Origin of the sequence: Promicromonospora vindobonensis (assembly GCF_042685865.1) — a bacterium.
In the GTDB taxonomy this organism is placed as follows: Bacteria; Actinomycetota; Actinomycetes; order Actinomycetales; family Cellulomonadaceae; genus Promicromonospora; species Promicromonospora vindobonensis.
In genome coordinates, this window is record NZ_JBHUOG010000002.1 from 658515 (window position 1) to 676640 (window position 18126).

The window sequence follows — 18126 nt, forward strand, 5'->3', positions numbered from 1 at the left end:
GCTCGGGTCAGGCGCCTGCGCCCGCCAGGTCGACGCCCCACGCCGTGCGGACGAGCTCGCGCCCCGCCGCGGTGACGTCGAGCCCGCGGCCGGACCGGTGCCGGGTGACCCACCCGGCGGAGAGGAACCGGGAACCGACCGCGGAGCCCAGTGCACCCGCCAGGTGTGGACGTCGCTCGGTCCAGTCGAGGCACGCCCGCGTGGTGGCGCGGCGGGCGGTGACGGCGCCGTCGACGTCCACCCCGATCTCCCGCAGGCCGACCGCGCCTGCGTCGGTCAGGGCGAGCTCGTCCCGGCCGGCGAGCCAGCCGGACCTGACCCAGGCCTCGGTGAGACCGGTGCCGAGCCGCCCGGCGAGGTGGTCGTAGCAGAACCGTGCGGCGGCCAGGTACTCCGCCCGCCGGCTGCGCCGGTAGCCGGAGACGGGCGCCGCGTCGGCGAGCATGCCGAGAGACTCCAGGGCGGCGGCGACCTCCCCGTCCGCGAGGGAGTAGTAGCGGTGCCGCCCCTGGTGCTGGCAGCTGACCAGCCCTGCGCCCACCAGGACGCCCAGGTGCTCCGACGCGGTGGACGCGCTCACGCCTGCCGCCCGCGCCAGCTCGCCGGCCGGCCGCCGGGTGCCGTCCATGAGCAGGTTCAGGAACGTGGACCGGGCAGGGGTCGACAAGGCCCTGCCCACGGCGGTGAAGTCCCGGTCCCGGCTCATGAGGCCGACCGTACGGCGGGGACATCTCGGCGTCCACCGAAGCGTTGCGGCCCTACGGTCGCGCCATGACCCGACCGACCGCGACCCGTCCGATGCACGATCTCGAGGTCCACCTCCCCGACCGGCCCGGAGCGCTCGCCGACCTGGGGCAGGCGCTGGGTGAGGCCGGCGTCAGCCTGGAGGGCGGCGGCGTGTTCACCCATGACGGTCGCGCCGTCGCGCACTACCTGGTGCACGACGGCGCCCGCGCGCTCGCCGCGGTGCGCGCTGCCGGGCTGGGGCCTGCCGTCGTGCGCGACGTCGTGCTCGCCCGGCTGGACCAGGAGGTGCCGGGCCAGCTCGGCACGCTCGCCCGCCGCCTCGGTGATGCCGGGGTCAACGTGCTGGTCCAGTACAGCGACCATGTCGGCAACCTGGTGCTGCTGGTCGCCGACGACGACGGTCCGGCCTGCCGCGCCGTCGTCGAGCGCTGGGACAGCCGCGGGTTTTGAGCGGTCCGGCCCGGACGCCGGCCGGGTGCGCGGTTCAGCTCGCCGCGACGCCCACCAGCTCGGCCGAGCGGTCCCAGAGCCGGCGCGCCAGGTCGGCGTCGCGCACCTGGGGGTGCACGCGCCGGGCGACGCGGCCGCGCTCGTAGTACTCACACGAGCGCCAGTCGACGCCAGGCGTCGTCCGTGCGAACCGGACCAGCTGGGCGGCCCCCTGCTCCGGAGTCGACAGGAAGAGCTTGCCGATCCGGCTGCGGTACAGAGGCCGGAAGGGGCTCGTGCTCTCGCTGGCGAAACCGGTCGCGACGCCGCCCGGGTGGAACGCGGCCGACGCGAGCCCCTGATCGTGGAAGCGCCGGTGCAGCTCAGTGGTGAACAGGATGTTCTCGAGCTTGGCCGTGCCGTACGCGCGGTGCGCGGTGAAGTCCCGGTCGTGGTCGAGGTCGTCCACGTCGAGGTGGCCGAAGATCCGCGCTCCGGCGCTCGAGGTCTGGATGACCGAGGCCCGGCTCGCCAGGAGCTTGTCCAGCAGCAGGCCGGTCAGCAGGAACGGCGCGAGATGGTTGACCTGGAGCGTGCGCTCGTGACCGTCGACGGTCCTGGCGCGGTCGCCGAGGAGCCCGCCCGCGTTGTTCGCCAGCACGTCGATCCGTGGGTAGGCGTCGTCGAGCTCGGCCGCCAGGCGACGCACGTCCGCCAGGCGGGTGAAGTCGGCGACGAAGTGGTCCCCGCCCACGTCGCGGGCGACCCGTGCGGTCTTGTCCGGGTTGCGTCCGACGACGGCGACGCGGTGGCCGGCCGTGCTGAGCAGGTGGGCCGCGGCGGCGCCGATCCCGTCGCTCGCGCCTGTGATGACGATCGTTCTGGGGGCTGTGCTGTCCATATCGCACAGCATGCATCGAATGGCACAGTGTGTCAACAGCGTCGCATCGTGTAACGTCCGCAGCATGGACGGCACCATGCACAGCACCACGCACGGCACCACGCACAGCACGACGGACCAGCCACGCACCGGCCTCCGGGAGCGCACTCGACGGGCGATCCGGAGGGAGGTCACGGAGGCCGCCGAGCGGCTCTTCGTCGAGCGCGGGTACGAGGCGACGACCATCGGGCACATCGCGGAGGCCGTCGGGATGTCCCGCCGCACCCTCTACCGGTACTTCTCGACCCGCGAGGACGTGGTGCTCGGCAAGCTCGACGTCGTGGCGGACGAGGTGCTCGTCGCCCTGCGCGAGCGGCCCGCCGGAGAACCGGTCTGGGCCGCCCTGCGGAACTCGTTCGACGGGATGATCGCGCACCTCGACGCCGCCGCGAGCTCGGGCCTCGCGGTGCCCATGCAGCGCATCATCCTCGAGACGCCCGGCCTGCGGGCGCGCTACCTCGAGAAGTTCGAGCGGATCGAGGTCGCGGCGGTGCTCGTCGTCCGCGAGCGTGCCGAGGCGGCGGGCAAACCCTGGGCCGACGACGATCCCGCGCCGCGTGCGGTCGTCGCGGCCGCGCTGGGTTGCGTGCTGGCCGCCGAGCACGCGTGGCTCGCCGGTGGCGCCACGGAGAAGTTCGCGGTGATGGTCGACCGGGCCATGGCCGCCGTCGGGCCCCGCGACTGAGCTCGAGGCTCGAATCGTTTCTCCGTGCACGTCCCGGAAATGAATTTCAGCGTCTTTTCGGGATAGTCGCAGCGTTCTGACCTGTGGCTTTGTGACGGCCTAAATGCATATGAATAGGGAGAGCCGGATAAATCAGTTGTCGGCCTTGTCCAGCGAGGTCACACTCGGTCTCGGGTTGCTGCTCAGGAAACACACCAAGGAATCACACCAACACGGGGGTTGGCGATGTCCGAGGCACGTGCGCACCACCTTGTGATCACCCGGCTGGAACGGCGCTGGCTCGCGGGAGCTGTCGCCATCGGCTTCGCGGCATCGCTGCTGATCGCCGTCGCACCGCAGGAGTCGGCCCAGGCTGCTCCGGACGTGCCGCAGGCCACGGCAGGCCAAGGGCCTACCGACCGGCCGATGCCGGAGGGGGTGCGGCGGTCCACGGCCCTGCCGGAGGACGAACGCCCACCGGTGGTCCCTGAGGCGGTGGCATCCGGCGCGGAGCCCGCCGCGGTCACCGCGGGGGAGTGGCGCACGCTCACCTCCCCGGTCCGGCAGCTCGCCGCCGAAGGGGGCTTCGACGGGCTGGACCTGCGCCCGGGCTTCCTGCTCGGCGATACGTCGGTGGTCCTCTACTTCGACGACGGTGACGTCGACCCGGGCTGGACGCATGCCGTCGTGCGGCTGTACGAGGGTGGCGACCAGACCGAGCAGGTGTCGGTGCGGCTCACCCGCGCGGAGCTGGAGGGGCCGCGGTTCTGCGGCGATGCCGAGTTCTGCCGCAGCTTCGGGGCGGAGGACGGCTGGGAGCTCGACGAGGACAAGAACTACTTCGTGACGGTCGCTGCCGTGCTGCCGGGCGGCGACGAGGTGGTCTCCGAGCCGTCGGGCGAGGCCCGGCCGCGTGCGACGATCCTTCCGCCGAGCATCCCGGACGACCAGGCCGCCGGCTGCGGGTGCGAGAACGCGCTGGCGCCCACCTCCGTCGGCCAGGCGCAGCGTGGCGTGGGCGTCAACACGGGCACCGGCGCGTTCGTGCGCGTCGAGCGGGACATGCAGATGGCGTCGTTCGGCATCCCGTTCGCCAGCGCGCGCACGTACTCGTCGGCGAACAACCGGCAGGGCCCGTTCGGCGTCGGCTGGGCGTGGTCGTACGACATGCGCGTCACGGAGACGGACGACGGCGTCATCGTGCGCGCCGAGGACGGTGCCGAGGCGGTCTACACGCCGGACGGCGACGGCTACACGCGGCCGCCGGGCGTGCGCTCCGACCTCGAGCGGGACGGCGACGGCTGGAAGCTGGTCACGCCGCAGCAGGTGACGTACCGGTTCGAGGCGACGGGCCGGCTCGGCGCCGTGCTCAGCCCGCGGGACGACGGCGTCCGGCTCGCCTACGTCGAGGTCGACGACAGGGGCAGGGACGAGGATCGTGACGAGATCACGATCACCGACGCCTCCGGGCGCACCGCCGTCGCCCACCTCGTGGACGGGCTGATCGAGAAGCTCTCCCTCCCGGACCGCCGCCAGGTGCGCTTCGAGTACACCGACGGCCTGCTCACCGAGGTCGACGACGCGCGGGGGAACGAGTGGCAGTACCGGTACGACGCCGAGGGCAGGCTCGCGGAGGTCGTCGACCCCCACGAGGTCGTGGCGGTGCACAACGAGTACGGCTCCGGCGGCCGCGTGGTCGCGCAGAGCGACGGCGTCGGTGCCCGCATGACGTTCGCGTGGGACGCCGGGAAGCAGGAGGCGCGCAGCACCGACGAGGACGACGTCTCGGTCTACGACGGCTACCACGGCAACGTCCTGATCTACAGCCAGCGCAGCACCGGCGACGCCGACAACCACCGCTACAACCGGCGCCTCGACCGCAACCTCGTGGTCAACGGCAACCAGTACCAGCACGTGGTGCGGTTCGACGAACGCGGCAACCCGACGCAGGCCGTGGCCCCGCAGGGCTTCGACGAGAAGACCAAGTACGACGACCGGAACAACCCGATCGAGTACACGGACGCCAACGGGAACGTCTGGAAGAACACGTACAACGAGTTCAACGAGCTGGTCCGCAGCGTCGATGCCGAGGGCAACGACATCGAGCACGTCTACGACGACCGTGGCCTGCGCACCTCCGTGACCGATCAGAGGGACAAGGTCACCACGTACGAGTACCTGCCGGACGGCGAGCTGAACGCCGGGCTGCTGGCCGCAGTCGTCTCGCCGGAAGGGCGGCGCAGCGAGTACCTCTACGACCGGACGGGTCGCCAGGTCGCGGCCACGGACCCCCGTGGTACCGCGGACCCGCGCCAGCGGCGGCACTACACGACCGAGACGCACTACGACGAGCAGGACCGCGTGGTCCACGTCGAGGAGCCCGGCAAGCACCACGGCTGGCGCACCGTCTACGACGACGTGGGCCGGCTCGTGAAGCAGATCTCGCCGGAGCACACGGTCAGCGAGCTCACCTACCTGGACAACGGCCTGCAGTCCCGGGTCGAGGGTGGCGGCACGGTCACGACGTACGCGTACACGGACGCCGGGCGGCGCGCGTCTCAGAGCGTCGAGATGGGCGAGGGCGCCGACGACCTGACGACGTCGTACACGTACGACGCGAAAGGTCTGGTCAAGACGGTGACGTCGCCGGGCGGCAACGCGCCGGGCGCGAACAAGGCGGACTTCACCACCGAGTACTTCTACGACGCGAACGACAACCCGATCCGGATGCGTATGCCGTACCCGGGCGGCGGGCACACGGACCGGGACATCAAGGTCGACGCGTTGGACCGTACGACGGCGTCGATCAACGAGCTGAACAAGACCTCCAGCTTCGAGCGGAGCAACACCGGCCAGGTCGACTCGGTCACCGACACCAAGGGCCGTACCACCACGATGGGGTACGACAAGAATGGCCGGCAGACGGAGCGCACCGACTCGGGCGACAAGACGACCCGCACCGAGTACGACGCGGCGGGCAACAAGATCAAGGAGGTCTCGCCGACCGGCGGCATCACGACCTTCGAGTACACCGACGACGGGCTGCTCGCGGCGTTCACAGAGCCACGTGGCAACGTCGAGGGTGCCGACAAGGACAGGTTCACCACGCGGTACGAGTACGACCTCGCGGGCAGCCGGATCAAGGAGATCGACCCGCTCGGCAACACGATGTCGACGAAGTACGACGCGAACAGCCGGCCCACCGAGCTGACCGACGCGCGAGGCGGGACCACCTACTACGCCTACCGCGACGACGACCAGATCAGCCACGTCCGACAGCCGGACGCGCCGAAGCTGCCGCTGTTCAGCCGAGCCTTCGCCACGGTGCTGAAGTACGACGCCGACGGCCGCGTGGTCGGCATCCGCGACCCGGAGGGCGGGCACACGGGCGTGACCTACGACGAGGCGGGCCGCGCCTCGACGACGACCGACCCGCTGGGCCGGACCACGCACATGTCCTACGACGCCGAGTCGAACTCGGTCGCGACCATCACGACGGACCGGCACGAGGACCTCGACGACCTGTCGGCTGACGAACGCGCGCAGCGCACCATCACCTCGGAGTACGACCTGCGCAGCCGGCTGACCAGCCAGCAGGTCGGTTCCACGGGGCCGGAGTACACCTACGGGTACGACGCGAAGGACCGGACGACGTCGTACGGGGACCCGCTGGGCGTGCGCACGATGACGTACGACGACGAGGACCAGATCACGAAGGTCGTGCGCGAGGAAGCGAGCCGGGCCGAGGAGACCTTCACGTACGGGTATGACCAGCGCGGCAACATCACGGCGCGGACGTACCCGGACGGCACGAAGATCACTTCGACGTACGACGACGAGTCGCGGCCGATCTCCGCGACGGCGTCCGGCGGCTCGACCGGCGGAACGGATGTGCGCTGGGAGTACGCGTACGACGCGGCGGGTCACCGGACGGCGACCACCTTCCCGGCGTCGACGGGCCTGACCGAGCGGCGTGAGTACGACGATGCCGGGCGGCTCACGGCGATCGGCACCGAACGCACGGGGGACCCGGCGGACGGCGTGCAGGACCCGGTGTCGGCGTTCGACCTGACCCTGGACGGGGTCGGCAACCCGACCAACGTGAAGACGACGCGCGGCGACGTGACGGAGAAGGTCGCTTACGCGTACGACGACGCGAACCGGGTGACGGACGCCTGCTACGGGGCCGAGGACTGCGGTAGGACGAGCAAGGCGGCCGGCCGGATCTCCTACGAGTACGACCTGCTCGGCAACCGGACCCAGCAGAAGCGGACGGGCACGGCCGGCCAGGACCTGACGCGCTACTCGTACGACGACGCGAGCCAGCTGGTCCGGGAGCTCGTGGTCGGCAAGAAGGACGGCGCGAACCACGTCGAGCGTACGAACTACGAGTACGACGTGCTCGGCAACCAGACGCGCGCAGGTGAGGACCGGTACGAGTACAACATCGACAACACCCTCGCCGAGGCGAACGTCGGCGGGGTCGTCACCCGCTACGCGTACGACGCGACGCGCATGCGGCTCGACTCCGTCACGGGCGTGGGGGCGGGCCAGAAGACGCGGCACTGGTCGTGGGACGTCAACGGGTCGCTGGAGAACATCGCCGTCGACACGGTGACGAACGCGAGTGGGACCGTGACGGGCCGCCAGGCCTTCACCTACGGGCCGACCGACGAGCCGCTGGCGCTGCTGGAGGCACAGGGCGGGGCGCACGTATACACGCACGACTGGCTCGGCGGCGTCGCGAACATGCTGTCGGCGGACGGCCAGGTCGAGGCGGGGTACGACTACGACCCGTTCGGCAACCCGCGCGAGGGAGAAACGCTCGCGGGAGCCGTGACGAAGGAGGCTGCGGAGTCGGGCGACGCGACAGCCGGGGACGCCGGACCGGCGGCCGAGATCGAGAACCCGATGCAGTTCACGGGGGCGTACCAGGACTCGACCACCGGCGAGGGCAACTACGCCTTGCGAGCCCGGAACTACGATCCGGGCACCGGGCGGTTCTCGACCCAGGACCCGGCCGGCGCCCAGCCGATGGGCTCCTCGCCCTACGCGTATGCGGGCAACAACCCCATGGTCTACACGGACCCGACGGGCGAGATCATGGAGGCCGGGCCGACCGGCGGCGACACCACGTCGAATCCCAATGACGACAACGCGGTGGACGAAGGGCCGAGCGCCGAGGAGATCGCCGAGGCTCAGTCGCTGCAGTCGAAGTCGATGCTGGACGTCATCCTCGAAGCCGGTGGACAGATCCTCATGGAGTTCCTGGGGATCAACGACCTCATGGACTGCCTGGACGGCGACCTCGGAGCCTGCGTGATGCTGGTGGTCGGCGCGCTGCCCTGGGGCAAGATCTTCAAGGCGGCGAAGATCGGCGAGGCGATCTACAAGGCCGGCAAAGCCGTGATGACCTTCGCGAGCGAGCTGAAGTGGGCCAAGAAGATCTTGTCGGGGGCCAAGGACGCGAAGAAGGCCCGCGAAGCGGCGAAGGCGGCGAAGGCCGAGGCTGCGAGAAAAGCAGCCGAGAAGGCGGCGAAGGCGAAGGCCGCTGCGGACGCCAAGGTGAAGAAGCTGGCAGCTGAGGCGAAAGAGAAGGCGCGCGCCGATGCAGCCAAGAAGAAGGCGGAGTCGGAGGCGTTTGCGAAGAAGAAGCTGGCGGAGGCGAATGCGGCACGCGACGCGAAGGTTGCGGAACTCGCTGCCGGGCCGGCCAGTGGTCGGTCAAAGCACTCTGTCGTCGTCGGTGCATACAACACCCGCACCGGCGAGGTCGCTGCGGGGGTGAGTTCAAAGACCCTGGAGGAGTGCGCTGAAGCGTGCGCGCTCAGGATGCTCGGAGGGAACAAGGACGAGGTAATGTTCACCGTCGCGCTGCGGCCACGCGGATCGGGGCGCCCACCAAAGGTGCAGCCGGTCTGTGCTGCGTTCTGCGAGCCGGCCTACGGTCGTGGCGCGTTTCCTGATCCGGCCACGACGTTCGAATCCGATCTGATGGGGGGCGGCTGATGTGGGAGGTCGAGTTCCAGGCCACCGGGGGACAGCTCGGTCCTGAGCTGGCCGCGCAGGTGCAAGAACTGCTGACGACCGACGACCCGGACCGGGCCGGCGACCTGGTGGTCCTGATCGAGGCCGCTGTCGCACCGGTCAGCGGGGGACTGAGCGTGGACGTGGTCGCGGTACTGACCTGCGTCGTGGCTGGGCTCCCGTGGATGAGGACCGAGACGCGACCGGAAGCGCTGCTGCTGCTGACGCAGATCGCGGGGTCCGCCGAGGCGGATGACAAGGCGGTGGCCGCTTCGGCGCGGTCGGCGCTCGCAGCAGCGCTTCCACTCTTCGGGAAGATCGCCGAGATCGGTTCGGACGACGAGGTCGCACAGAGCATCGATCTCATGTCGATGTGCTCGTCGCTGAGCGAGGAATCGACTCGGCGCGCGGTCTACTTCCTCGAGCGGATCGTCGCTGACGCAGAAGGTGCGATCAAGGCGAGCGCACAGCTGGAGCTCGACGAGATCATGCGTGGATCGCGATCCGACGGTCAGTCGGGGTGAGTATGCGCGCTACGCCACCTCGACGTGCGCCCGTGCCGCCTCCACGAAGCTGAAGATGCCCTGCCGGGACACGTCGCGGGCGTTCTTGAACTCTTCTGCCGGGGTGCGCAGGGTCAGGCGGTCGACGCTGTCGATCGCCTGCTGCGCCCGCTCGATCAGGTCCGGCGACCCGGTGACGAGCTGGACCCGGAACATCGCCTCGAGCGCGTTCGTCCGCAGCCGGTAGGTCTCGTAGCGGATCGCGTCGGGGTCGGCGCTCTCGCGCTGCTCGTGGACCGCGTACCAGCGGTCGATCTGTGCCCTGCGCAGGCTGACGAGTGCGCCGCCGTACGTCGTGTAGGCGCTGACCCGCTCCTGGCGCAGGCGCTCGTTGCGTTCGAAACGCTCGGCGTCCGCCCGGTTCCGCCGCTGGAAGTAGTGCGTCGCGAGCGAGCCGAGCAACGTCCCGACGACCGCGACGGTGCTGGTCACGATGATTTCCATGGCGGAAGCCAACCATGTGGCGTCGCCATCGAGAAGCCCGGCCCGGTCGTGCGACGTCGGTCGGGGTGCTCGGAGGAGACAGGTACTCAGCGGGGTGTGTTGCTGAGAGTTGGCAATGTCGACTCAGCGCAACATGTCCCGCCCGCGAGGGTTCTCCCCGGCCCGTCTGGCGGCTCACGCCGCGATCGGTGTTCGCCGAGTCCGCGCGTGCGACGTCGGAACACGCGCCCCTAGACTCGAAAAATGGCAGCGATCCCTGAAGTGATGAAGGCGGTGCAGCTCGTCGGCCACGGTGGCCTCGACCAGCTGGTCTTTCGGGACGACGTGCCGACGCCCACGCCGGATGCCGGCGAGGTGCTGATCGACGTGTACGCCTGCGGCATGAACAACACCGACGTGTGGGTGCGCGAGGGCGCCTACGGCACGGAGACCGACGCCGCCGAGGTGTCCAGCTGGCGGCGGGGCCGGTCCACGCTGACGTTTCCCCGGATCCAGGGCACCGACACGGTCGGCCGGATCGTCAACGTGGGGGAGGGCGTGCCGACCGAGCGGATCGGGCAGCGCGTGATGGTGGACTTCAGCATCTACAACCGTCCCGAGGGAGACGACAGCCTCGCGGACATCGACTACATCGGCCACGGCCGAGACGGTGGGTACGCGGAGTACGTCGTCGTACCGTCGGACAATGCCTACGAGATCACGTCCGGCATCTCCGACGCCGAGCTGGCGACGTTCTGCTGCGCCTACCTGACCGCCGAGCAGATGCTCGACCGCGCCCGGCTGGCGCAGGGCGAGCGGGTCCTGGTGACGGGTGCCTCCGGCGGCGTCGGGTCGGCGATCATCCAGCTGGCTCGGGTGCGCGGTGCGGTGCCGTACGCCGTCACGAGCGCGGGCAAGGAGGACGCCCTGCGCGGGATCGGTGCGGAGGACGTCATCCTGCGCGACGCGCCGGACCTGGTGGCCGAGGCCGAGCGCGTCGTCGACGGCCCGGTCGACGTCGTGGCCGACCTGGTGGCCGGCCCGATGTTCAACGACCTGCTCCGCATCCTCCGGCCCGAGGGCCGGTACACCACGGCAGGAGCCATCGGCGGGCCGGTGGTCAACCTCGACCTGCGCACCATGTACCTCAAGCAGCTCGAGCTGCACGGCTCGTCCCAGGGGACGCGCACGGCGTTCCGCCGTCTGGTGCGCTACATCGAGGACGGCGCCATCCGGCCGCTGCTCGACCGGACCTTCCGGCTGTCGGACTTTCACGAGGCGCAGACCGCGTTCATGGCCAAGTCGTACATCGGCAAGCTGGTGGTCGTCCCCGACCGCCACTGGGACGACACAGGAGCCCCGCATGCAGCATCGTGAGTGCACGCTGGAGCTGATCGACACCCAGTCCGGCGGCGACGTCAGCCGCATCGTCATCGCCGGCGTCGAGCCGCTGCCGGGGGCGAGCGTGCTGGAGAAGGCGCGCTACCTGCAGAACGAGGGCGACGGCCTGCGCAGGCTGCTGCTGTCCGAGCCGTACGGCGACCCGGCGATGTCCATCGACCTGATCGTCGAGCCCAGCCGCCCGGGGGCGCAGGCCGGCTACATCATCATGGAGGCGATGGGCTACCCGCTGTACTCGGGCTCCAACACCATCTGCACCGCCACGGCCCTGCTGCAGAGCGGGGCGATCCCCATGGAGGAGGGCCTGCAGAACGTGGTGCTCGAGTCGCCGGCCGGCCTGGCCCTGATCACCGCGCGCGTCACCGCGGGCCGGGTCGACTCCATCACCACGCAGGGCGAGCCTGCGTACGTGGCGGACGAGGGGCTGAGCGTGGAGGTGCCCCACTACGGCCGGGTGGACTTCGACCTGGTGTGGAGCGGCGCCTACTACGCCATGATCGACGCGTCCAGGCACGGCTTCAGCATCAGCGCAGAGGAGCAGATCGCGCTGACCGCCTTCGGCGACGCCTTCGTCCGCGCTGCTCGGCCCGACCTGCGACAGGAGCACCCGGAGCTGGGTGACGTCGGCCCGCTGCCGTTCGCCCACTTCATGGGTCCGGTGCGCACCGTGTCGACCGGGAAGCTGGAGTCGCCGTCGGCCACCTACGTCCACCCGGGCGTGCTCTGCCGGAGCCCCACCGGTACGGGTACCTCGGCGCGGCTGGCGCTGATGGCCCGCAGGGGTGAGATCCACGAGGGGGAGTCGCTCGAGACGATCTCGCCGCGCGGGAGCAGGTTCGTGGGCACCGTGCTGAACGAGGCGCGCGTGGGCGACTACGCGGCGCTGCACTCGACGATCACCGGCCGGGCCCGGCTGATCGCGCACTCGCGCATCACAGTCGACCTGGACGACCCGCTGGTGGATCCCAGCGACCTGGAGCACGTGCTCCTGCCCCGGCCGGCCGCGTAGCGCGGTCAGTCGGTCGCCGGCCGCCCGAAGTGGTCCAGGGCGGCGACGACGAGGGCCTCGACACCGATCTCCAGGGTCGGGTGGGGGACCGGTGCGAACCGCGGCGAGTGGTTGGAGGGGATGTCCCGGTCGACGGTGCCCGCACGGGCCGCCGCCTGGTACGCGGCGGGGTCCCAGCCCCCGAGCAGCCAGAACACGATGGGCGCGCCGGCGGCGGTGGCAAGCACGCTGACGTCCTCGCTGCCCGACACTGGCCCCGGGTCGATGACGCGGTCGGCGCCGAAGTGCGCGGCGAGTGCGGCGCGCGTGCGCTCGGTCTCGACGAGGTCGTTGACCACCGGCGGGAACGAGTCACGCGCCGTGACCTGTGGCGGCTGCGGTGCGCCCGCCGCGGCGGCCTCGCCGTGCACGATGCGCTCGATGGAGGCCAGGACCCGGTCCCGCACCCCTTCGTCGTACGAGCGGATGTTCACCCCGAGGTACGCCTCGTCGGGAATGATGTTGTCCTTGGTCCCTGCCTGCATCGTCCCCACCGTCACGACGGCGGCGTCGCCGGCGGCCACCTCCCGCGAGACGATCGTCTGCAGGCGCAGCACCGTGGACGCCGCCATCACCACCGGGTCGACGGTCGCCTCCGGGCGCGACCCGTGTCCGCCCCGCCCGACGAGCCGGACGTCCACGCTGTCGGTGCCTGCGAACGCCGGCCCGCCGTGGACGCCGAGCAGGCCCGCCGCGACGGGCGCGACGTGCTGCCCCAGCACGATGTCGGGGCGCGGCACCAGGTCGTACAGCCCGTCGTCGACCATGGCGCGGGCCCCGCGGCCGAGCTCCTCGGCGGGCTGGAAGACGACCACGAGGGTGCCTGACCACGCGGATCGCCCCTGCGCCAAGAGGTCGGCCGCGCCGAGCAGGGCGGTCACGTGCACGTCGTGCCCGCAGGCGTGCATGATCCCCGACTCGACGCCGTCCGCCGTGGTGGCGCGGACCGTGCTCGCGTACGGCAGGCCGGTGTCCTCGGTGACCGGGAGCGCGTCCATGTCGGCGCGGAGCAGGACGCACGGGCCGTCACCGTTGACGAGGACCCCAACGACACCGGTCCCGCCGATGCCCGCGTGCACCACGTAGTCAAGGGCCGCGAGCCGCTCGACGACGCGGGACGCCGTCCGGTGCTCCTCGAAGGACAGCTCCGGGTTGCTGTGGAGGTCGACGTAGGTCTCGTGGAGGCTCTGCCGCATCGCCGCCAGCGGCGCGAGTACCGTTCCGGACACCGCAGGGGGAAGCGTCATGGGCCAAACGATCCCACCGCCGAGCGAACGCTGCGCGTCTTGGTGGGGCGACACGCCGACGTGTTCTACCGACCACACACCGGACGGCGGAGCCGGCCGCTCAGCCGCCCGGCGGTCAGATCCAGCCGCGGCGGACCGCCTGAGCGCCGGCCTGGAAGCGGTTGGCCGCGCCCAGCCGGCGCAGCAGGTCCGCGCTGCGCCGCCGGAGCGTGCGCTCGGACAGGCCGAGCTCGCGCGCGATCGCCTCGTCCTTCGCGCCGGAGCCGAGCAGGGCGAGCAGGGCCCGGTCGTCCTTGCCCGGTCCGCGGTCCGGGGGAGCCGTGCCGTCGAGGCTGTCCTCGGCAGGGACCTCGACGGAGTCGGCCCAGATCGCCTCGAAGGCGGCGCACAGCAGGTCGACCAGCGGTCCGCCCTCGACGACGACCGCCGTGGGCCGGTGCGCGTCGAGCGTGGAGCTGACCAGCGCCGTCCGGCGGTCCGCGATGGCCAGCTTGGTGGGCAGCGTCCGGGCGATCCTGGCCTGCTCGCCCTGGGCTGCCGCGTAGCGCATCTCCGCCCAGGCGCCGGGTCGCTCCAGCACCTCCGCCGCGTAGACCGCCCGCCACAGCACTCCGCGTTCCAGCACGAGCGGCTCCACGGGGTTCTCGCCGGCCAGGACGTAGGGCGGCCGGTCGAACGCCATGAACTCGCTGGTCACCTCGTGCTCCAGGCGGGTGTACCAGGCGCCGATGAGCGCCGGGTCGTCGATCACGTGCACCCCTGCCCCGGAGCCGCCGCTGTCGGCGGTGTGCTCGAACAGCTCCGCCAGGTCCGGGATCGCCGCACGGACGCGGTCGAGGTGCGCCTCGGTGCGTTCGGTCAGCGCGCGCAGGGCGATGCGCGGGTCGACGGCCGTGTACTCGCCCTCGCTGCCGCTGGTGCGGTTGATGAGGCCGGCGGCCCGCAGCCGCGCCAGCATGCCTCCGGCGTCGGTGCGTTCCAGCGGGACGTCCTTGACCACGTCGTCCACCCGGACCGTGCCCTGGGCGAGCACGTACCGGTACACCAGGCGGGTGTCGTCGTCGATCCCGACGGCGTCGAAGCCGTTGTCGGGACCGAGGTCGGGGTCGGGTGCCATGCCCGCCAGCGTAGGCCCGCCGTGGGTGCCCGCCCGGCGATCCGGCCCTGAACGCGGGGTGGTCCGGGCGGGATCAGCGGGCGGGTGCGGCCGGTGTCTCGTCCACGTCCGCCAGGAAGTCCAGGACGGCCGTCGCCAGGGCGCCGGGTGCCTCGAGGGCGGCGTAGTGACCGACCCCGTCGAGCTGCACGACCCGGACCGCCCCTGCGGTGACCTGGTCGAGGGTGTGCGCGGTGAACGGGCCGCCGCCTGCGCCGACGGCCAGGACGGGGACCGTCAGCGGCCGCGCTGCTGCGAGCTCCCTGATGCTGTCGCCCTCCGCGAGCATCGACCGGTAGAGGCCGATCGCGCCGAGCCAGCCGCCGGGGCGGGAGTACGTGCGGGCGAACTCGTCGACGTCGGCGTCGGTGACCGATCCCTGGTTCGCGGTCATGGCCGGGAACGCCCAGCCGCCGAGGAACTCCCGTTCGCGGCCGGTCAGCAGCAGCTCGGGGATGCCGGGGGCCGCGAGGACGCCGATGTGCCAGGACCCGCCCTGCGTGACGTCGCCGAGGCTCTCGAGCCCGAACCCGGGCAGGCCCATCTCGACGGCGGTGAGGCTGCGGACGTCCTGCGGATGCGTGGCCGCGAGGCGGAACACCGTGGCTCCGCTGATGTCCTGCCCGGTGAGGTGGACCGGGCCCACGCCGAGGTGCTCGACGAGGCCGTGCAGGTCGGCGGCCGCCGTCGTGCTGTCGTGGCCGTCCGGCGCGGCGCTCGAGTCGCCGAAGCCGCGCAGGTCGACGGCGAACACCCGGTGCCTCCTGGCGAGGAGCGGGATGAGCCGGTGGAACGCCCACCAGGTCTCCGGGAACCCGTGGACCAGCAGGATCGGGGAACCTGACGTGCCAGCGGCGACGTAGTGGATCTCGGCGCCGTCGACCCGCACCGTATGGTGCGTGACCCCGGGGACGGGCGGGCTCGACATCGTGGTGCTCATGCGTGGCGCTCCTCATATGGACAACCGTGTTGTCTAACAATAGGCAACCAGGTTGTCGGTGTCCAGAGGGTTCTACGCTGAGCGCATGTCTCGCTCCGGTGCCGATCTCGCGCTCCTCCTCCTTGGCGGCTTCCGCACGCTCGTCGATGCCGCGACGGCCGACCTGGCCGCCCGGGGGTACGAGGACTTCCGCCCGGTCCACGACTTCGCGATGCGCGCCATCGCCGCGGGCGCCGACAGCGCTTCCGAGGTGGGGCGGCGCACGTCCGTCTCGAAGCAGGCGGCCGCGAAGACGATCGCCGTGCTCGTCGGCCGCGGCTACGTGTCAAGGGAGCCAGATCCCGTCGACGCCCGGCGCAAGCGGCTCCAGGTGACTCCGCTCGGCTTCGCCGTCCTGCGGCAGGGGGAGGAGATCTTCGACGAGCTGCGCCAGAGGTGGGAGCGGCAGATCGGGGCCGCGGAGCTTGCGACGCTCGAGGCCCAGCTGGCCGCCCTGGTCGGAGACGGAGCGGTCCGGACGGGCGAGCCGGGCTGGGTGGCCCACGACCAGGGCTGACGTGGTCGGCAGGACGTCAGGTGGTCGGTAGAACGTCAGGAGATCGGCAGTCCCGGGTTGCCGATCTCCTGACGTTCTACCGACCACACGTCCGCCGCGGGGCCGCGGGGCCGCGGGCCGGCGCGGTCAGCCCTTGACCGAGCCGGACATCAGCCCGCCGATGAAGTACTTGCCGAGCACGATGTAGACCAGCAGCGTCGGCAGCGACGCGAACAGTGCGCCGGCCATCGAGACGCCGTAGTTCTGCAGCAGGGCACCGTTGGCGAGGTTGTTCAGCGCCACGGTGACCGGGCCGTTCTGGGACGACGAGAAGAACACCGCGAACAGGAAGTCGTTCCAGGCCGAGGTGAACTGCCAGATGAGCACCACGACGAAGCTCGGGACCGAGATCGGCAGCACGATGGACCAGTAGGTGCGCAGCATGCCCGCGCCGTCGACGCGGCCGGCCTCGATCAGCTCGTGCGGCACGGTCATGTAGTAGTTGCGGAAGATCAGCGTGGTGATCGGGATGCCGTAGACCACGTGGAGCAGGATCAGCGTCGGCACACCCGTCGGTACGCCGAGGCCGAGGACCAGCTGGGTCAGCGGGATCATCACCGCCTGGTAGGGGATGAACATCCCGAACAGGATCAGCGTGAAGACGATGTCCGCGCCGCGGAAGCTCCAGCGGGCCAGCACGAACCCGTTCAGCGAACCGAGGAACGCCGCGATGATCGCACTGGGGACCACGACGGCGACCGAGCGCAGGATCGAGGGGGACAGTGCGGTCCATGCCGTGGTCCAGTTCTCCACGGTCCAGATCTGGGGCAGGGCCCACGCGCGGCTGGGGTCGGCGTCGCCCGCGCCCTTGAAGCTGGTCACCAGCAGCACGTACACCGGGATCAGGACGATGACCAGGAAGAAGATCAGGCCCGCGTACTTGAGCGTGCGGCCGAGCGCGTACCGGTTCTTGCTGGTGGGCCGAGGCCGGTTCACCTGCGTGCGGGGCGCGGCGAGCTGGTCGGTGGCGGCGGTCATCGCTTCTCCTCGCGGTGCGTGCGGATCAGGTACGGCACGATGACGAGCGCGACGATGATCAGCAGGATCGAGCCGACGGCGGCGGCGTTCGCGTAGTCGAAGCTCGACTTGAACACGAACATGTCGACGGCCGGAACCTTGGTCTGGTAGTTGGCCGGCTTGGAGATCGACATGATGAGGTCGAACGCCTTGAGCGACATGTGGCCGATGATGATCAGCGCGGACAGCGCGACCGGGGACAGCTGCGGGAACAGGACGTACCGGTACAGCTTCCACTCGCTGGCGCCGTCGACCCGGGCGGCCTCGCGCAGCTCCTCGGGGATGCCGCGGAACCCGGCGAGGAACAGCGCCATGACGTAGCCGGACAGCTGCCAGATCGCGGGGATGGCGATGGCGATGATGCCGAAGGTGACGTTGTTCCACCAGTTGTTCTGCAGGGCGTCGAGCCCGACCATCTGGAACAGCCGGTTCAGGCCAGAGGCCTGCTCGCCCTGGTTGGAGTTGAGCAGCCAGCGCCACACCACACCCGAGGCGACGAACGAGACCGCCATCGGGAAGAGGTAGACCGAGCGGAAGAGCCCTTCGCCCTTCACGGGCTTGTCGAGCATCCAGGCCCACAGGAAGCCCATGATCATGGTCCCGGCGAGGAACACGACCGTGTACAGGACGAGGTTCATCAGCGAGTGCTGGAAATCTTCGCTGGCCAGCAGGTCGAGGTAGTTCGTGAACCAGACGAAGGCGGCCGGTTCCCGGCCGACGGCCTGCGCGGCCGTGTGGTCGTCCGTGAAGGACGTGGCGAAGTTGGCCGCGATCAGCCCGTAGACGAAGACGCCGACGAGGATCAGGGACGGGGCGAGCATGAGCAGCGGTGGCCCGAGCCGCCGCAGTTTGTTGAGCATGTGGGTACCTCGGTCGTGGGCGCAGCCGCGCGCCGTCGGGTGGGCCCGACGGCGCGCGACGTACGGCAG

General features: G+C 70.8%; 15 protein-coding genes. 7 read left to right on the forward strand and 8 right to left on the reverse strand.

What is annotated here, in order from left to right; translation table 11 throughout:
- Nucleotides 1-7: 7 nt before the first annotated feature.
- Nucleotides 8-706 (reverse strand): ArsR/SmtB family transcription factor, encoded by a 699-nt coding sequence (locus ACFS27_RS16130; RefSeq protein WP_377184827.1) that lies wholly within the window; start codon nt 704-706, stop codon nt 8-10.
- Nucleotides 707-771: 65 nt separating this feature from the next.
- Here ACFS27_RS16130 and ACFS27_RS16135 point away from each other — a divergent pair, with 65 nt between their 5' ends.
- Entirely contained in the window at nt 772-1197 is a 426-nt protein-coding gene (locus tag ACFS27_RS16135; RefSeq protein WP_377184829.1) for an ACT domain-containing protein, read from the forward strand.
- A 34-nt stretch (nt 1198-1231) separates the two neighbouring features.
- Here the strand turns inward: ACFS27_RS16135 and ACFS27_RS16140 are convergent, their stop codons facing one another.
- Nucleotides 1232-2077 carry an SDR family NAD(P)-dependent oxidoreductase gene (locus tag ACFS27_RS16140; RefSeq protein ID WP_377184831.1) on the reverse strand — a complete coding sequence of 282 codons (846 nt, stop codon included), beginning with the start codon at nt 2075-2077 and terminating at the stop codon, nt 1232-1234.
- Between the two features lie 64 nt (nt 2078-2141).
- On the opposite strand from ACFS27_RS16140, the gene ACFS27_RS16145 reads away from it, so the two are divergent.
- From ACFS27_RS16145 to ACFS27_RS16155, 3 genes are all read left to right on the forward strand, one after another.
- Complete coding sequence (locus tag ACFS27_RS16145; RefSeq protein WP_377184833.1) at nt 2142-2801, forward strand: TetR family transcriptional regulator; 660 nt, start codon at nt 2142-2144, stop codon at nt 2799-2801.
- Between the two features lie 225 nt (nt 2802-3026).
- Entirely contained in the window at nt 3027-8789 is a 5763-nt protein-coding gene (locus ACFS27_RS16150) for an RHS repeat-associated core domain-containing protein (protein ID WP_377184835.1), read from the forward strand.
- Nucleotides 8789-9331: a hypothetical protein gene (locus ACFS27_RS16155; protein ID WP_377184837.1), complete on the forward strand. Its 543-nt coding sequence runs from the start codon at nt 8789-8791 to the stop codon at nt 9329-9331. The genes ACFS27_RS16150 and ACFS27_RS16155 overlap by 1 nt, the downstream gene beginning before the upstream one ends.
- A 9-nt stretch (nt 9332-9340) precedes the next feature.
- Here ACFS27_RS16155 and ACFS27_RS16160 read toward each other — a convergent pair whose 3' ends face one another.
- On the reverse strand, nt 9341-9814 hold the full coding sequence (locus ACFS27_RS16160; protein ID WP_377184839.1) for a hypothetical protein: 474 nt from the start codon (nt 9812-9814) through the stop codon (nt 9341-9343).
- A gap of 243 nt (nt 9815-10057) precedes the next feature.
- Between ACFS27_RS16160 and ACFS27_RS16165 the strand changes: the two genes are divergently transcribed.
- Nucleotides 10058-11170 (forward strand): alcohol dehydrogenase family protein, encoded by a 1113-nt coding sequence (locus tag ACFS27_RS16165; protein ID WP_377184841.1) that lies wholly within the window; start codon nt 10058-10060, stop codon nt 11168-11170.
- Nucleotides 11157-12203, forward strand: coding sequence for a proline racemase family protein (locus tag ACFS27_RS16170; protein WP_377184843.1), 1047 nt, complete (start codon nt 11157-11159; stop codon nt 12201-12203). Before ACFS27_RS16165 ends, ACFS27_RS16170 begins: the two co-directional genes overlap by 14 nt.
- 5 nt (nt 12204-12208) lie before the next feature.
- Here ACFS27_RS16170 and ACFS27_RS16175 read toward each other — a convergent pair whose 3' ends face one another.
- The 3 genes from ACFS27_RS16175 to ACFS27_RS16185 all read right to left on the reverse strand — a co-directional run bounded on the left by ACFS27_RS16175 (nt 12209) and on the right by ACFS27_RS16185 (nt 15585).
- Complete coding sequence (locus ACFS27_RS16175; protein ID WP_377191063.1) at nt 12209-13438, reverse strand: amidohydrolase; 1230 nt, start codon at nt 13436-13438, stop codon at nt 12209-12211.
- A gap of 166 nt (nt 13439-13604) precedes the next feature.
- A complete protein-coding gene (locus tag ACFS27_RS16180; RefSeq protein WP_377184845.1) occupies nt 13605-14606 on the reverse strand; it encodes a helix-turn-helix transcriptional regulator in 1002 nt (333 codons plus the stop codon).
- Between the two features lie 73 nt (nt 14607-14679).
- Nucleotides 14680-15585, reverse strand: a complete 906-nt coding sequence (locus ACFS27_RS16185; RefSeq protein ID WP_377184847.1) for an alpha/beta fold hydrolase — start codon at nt 15583-15585, stop codon at nt 14680-14682.
- An 85-nt stretch (nt 15586-15670) separates the two neighbouring features.
- Here ACFS27_RS16185 and ACFS27_RS16190 point away from each other — a divergent pair, with 85 nt between their 5' ends.
- Nucleotides 15671-16141 (forward strand): MarR family winged helix-turn-helix transcriptional regulator, encoded by a 471-nt coding sequence (locus ACFS27_RS16190; RefSeq protein ID WP_377184849.1) that lies wholly within the window; start codon nt 15671-15673, stop codon nt 16139-16141.
- Nucleotides 16142-16267: 126 nt separating this feature from the next.
- On the opposite strand, the gene ACFS27_RS16195 is transcribed toward ACFS27_RS16190, so the two are convergent.
- Together ACFS27_RS16195 and ACFS27_RS16200 are read right to left on the reverse strand one after the other, a co-directional pair.
- The gene (locus ACFS27_RS16195) at nt 16268-17158 is read right to left on the reverse strand and encodes a carbohydrate ABC transporter permease (RefSeq protein WP_377184851.1); all 891 of its coding nucleotides are present in this window, start codon (nt 17156-17158) and stop codon (nt 16268-16270) included.
- The gene (locus tag ACFS27_RS16200; protein ID WP_377184853.1) at nt 17155-18057 is read right to left on the reverse strand and encodes a carbohydrate ABC transporter permease; all 903 of its coding nucleotides are present in this window, start codon (nt 18055-18057) and stop codon (nt 17155-17157) included. Before ACFS27_RS16200 ends, ACFS27_RS16195 begins: the two co-directional genes overlap by 4 nt.
- Between the last annotated feature and the right edge of the window lie 69 nt (nt 18058-18126).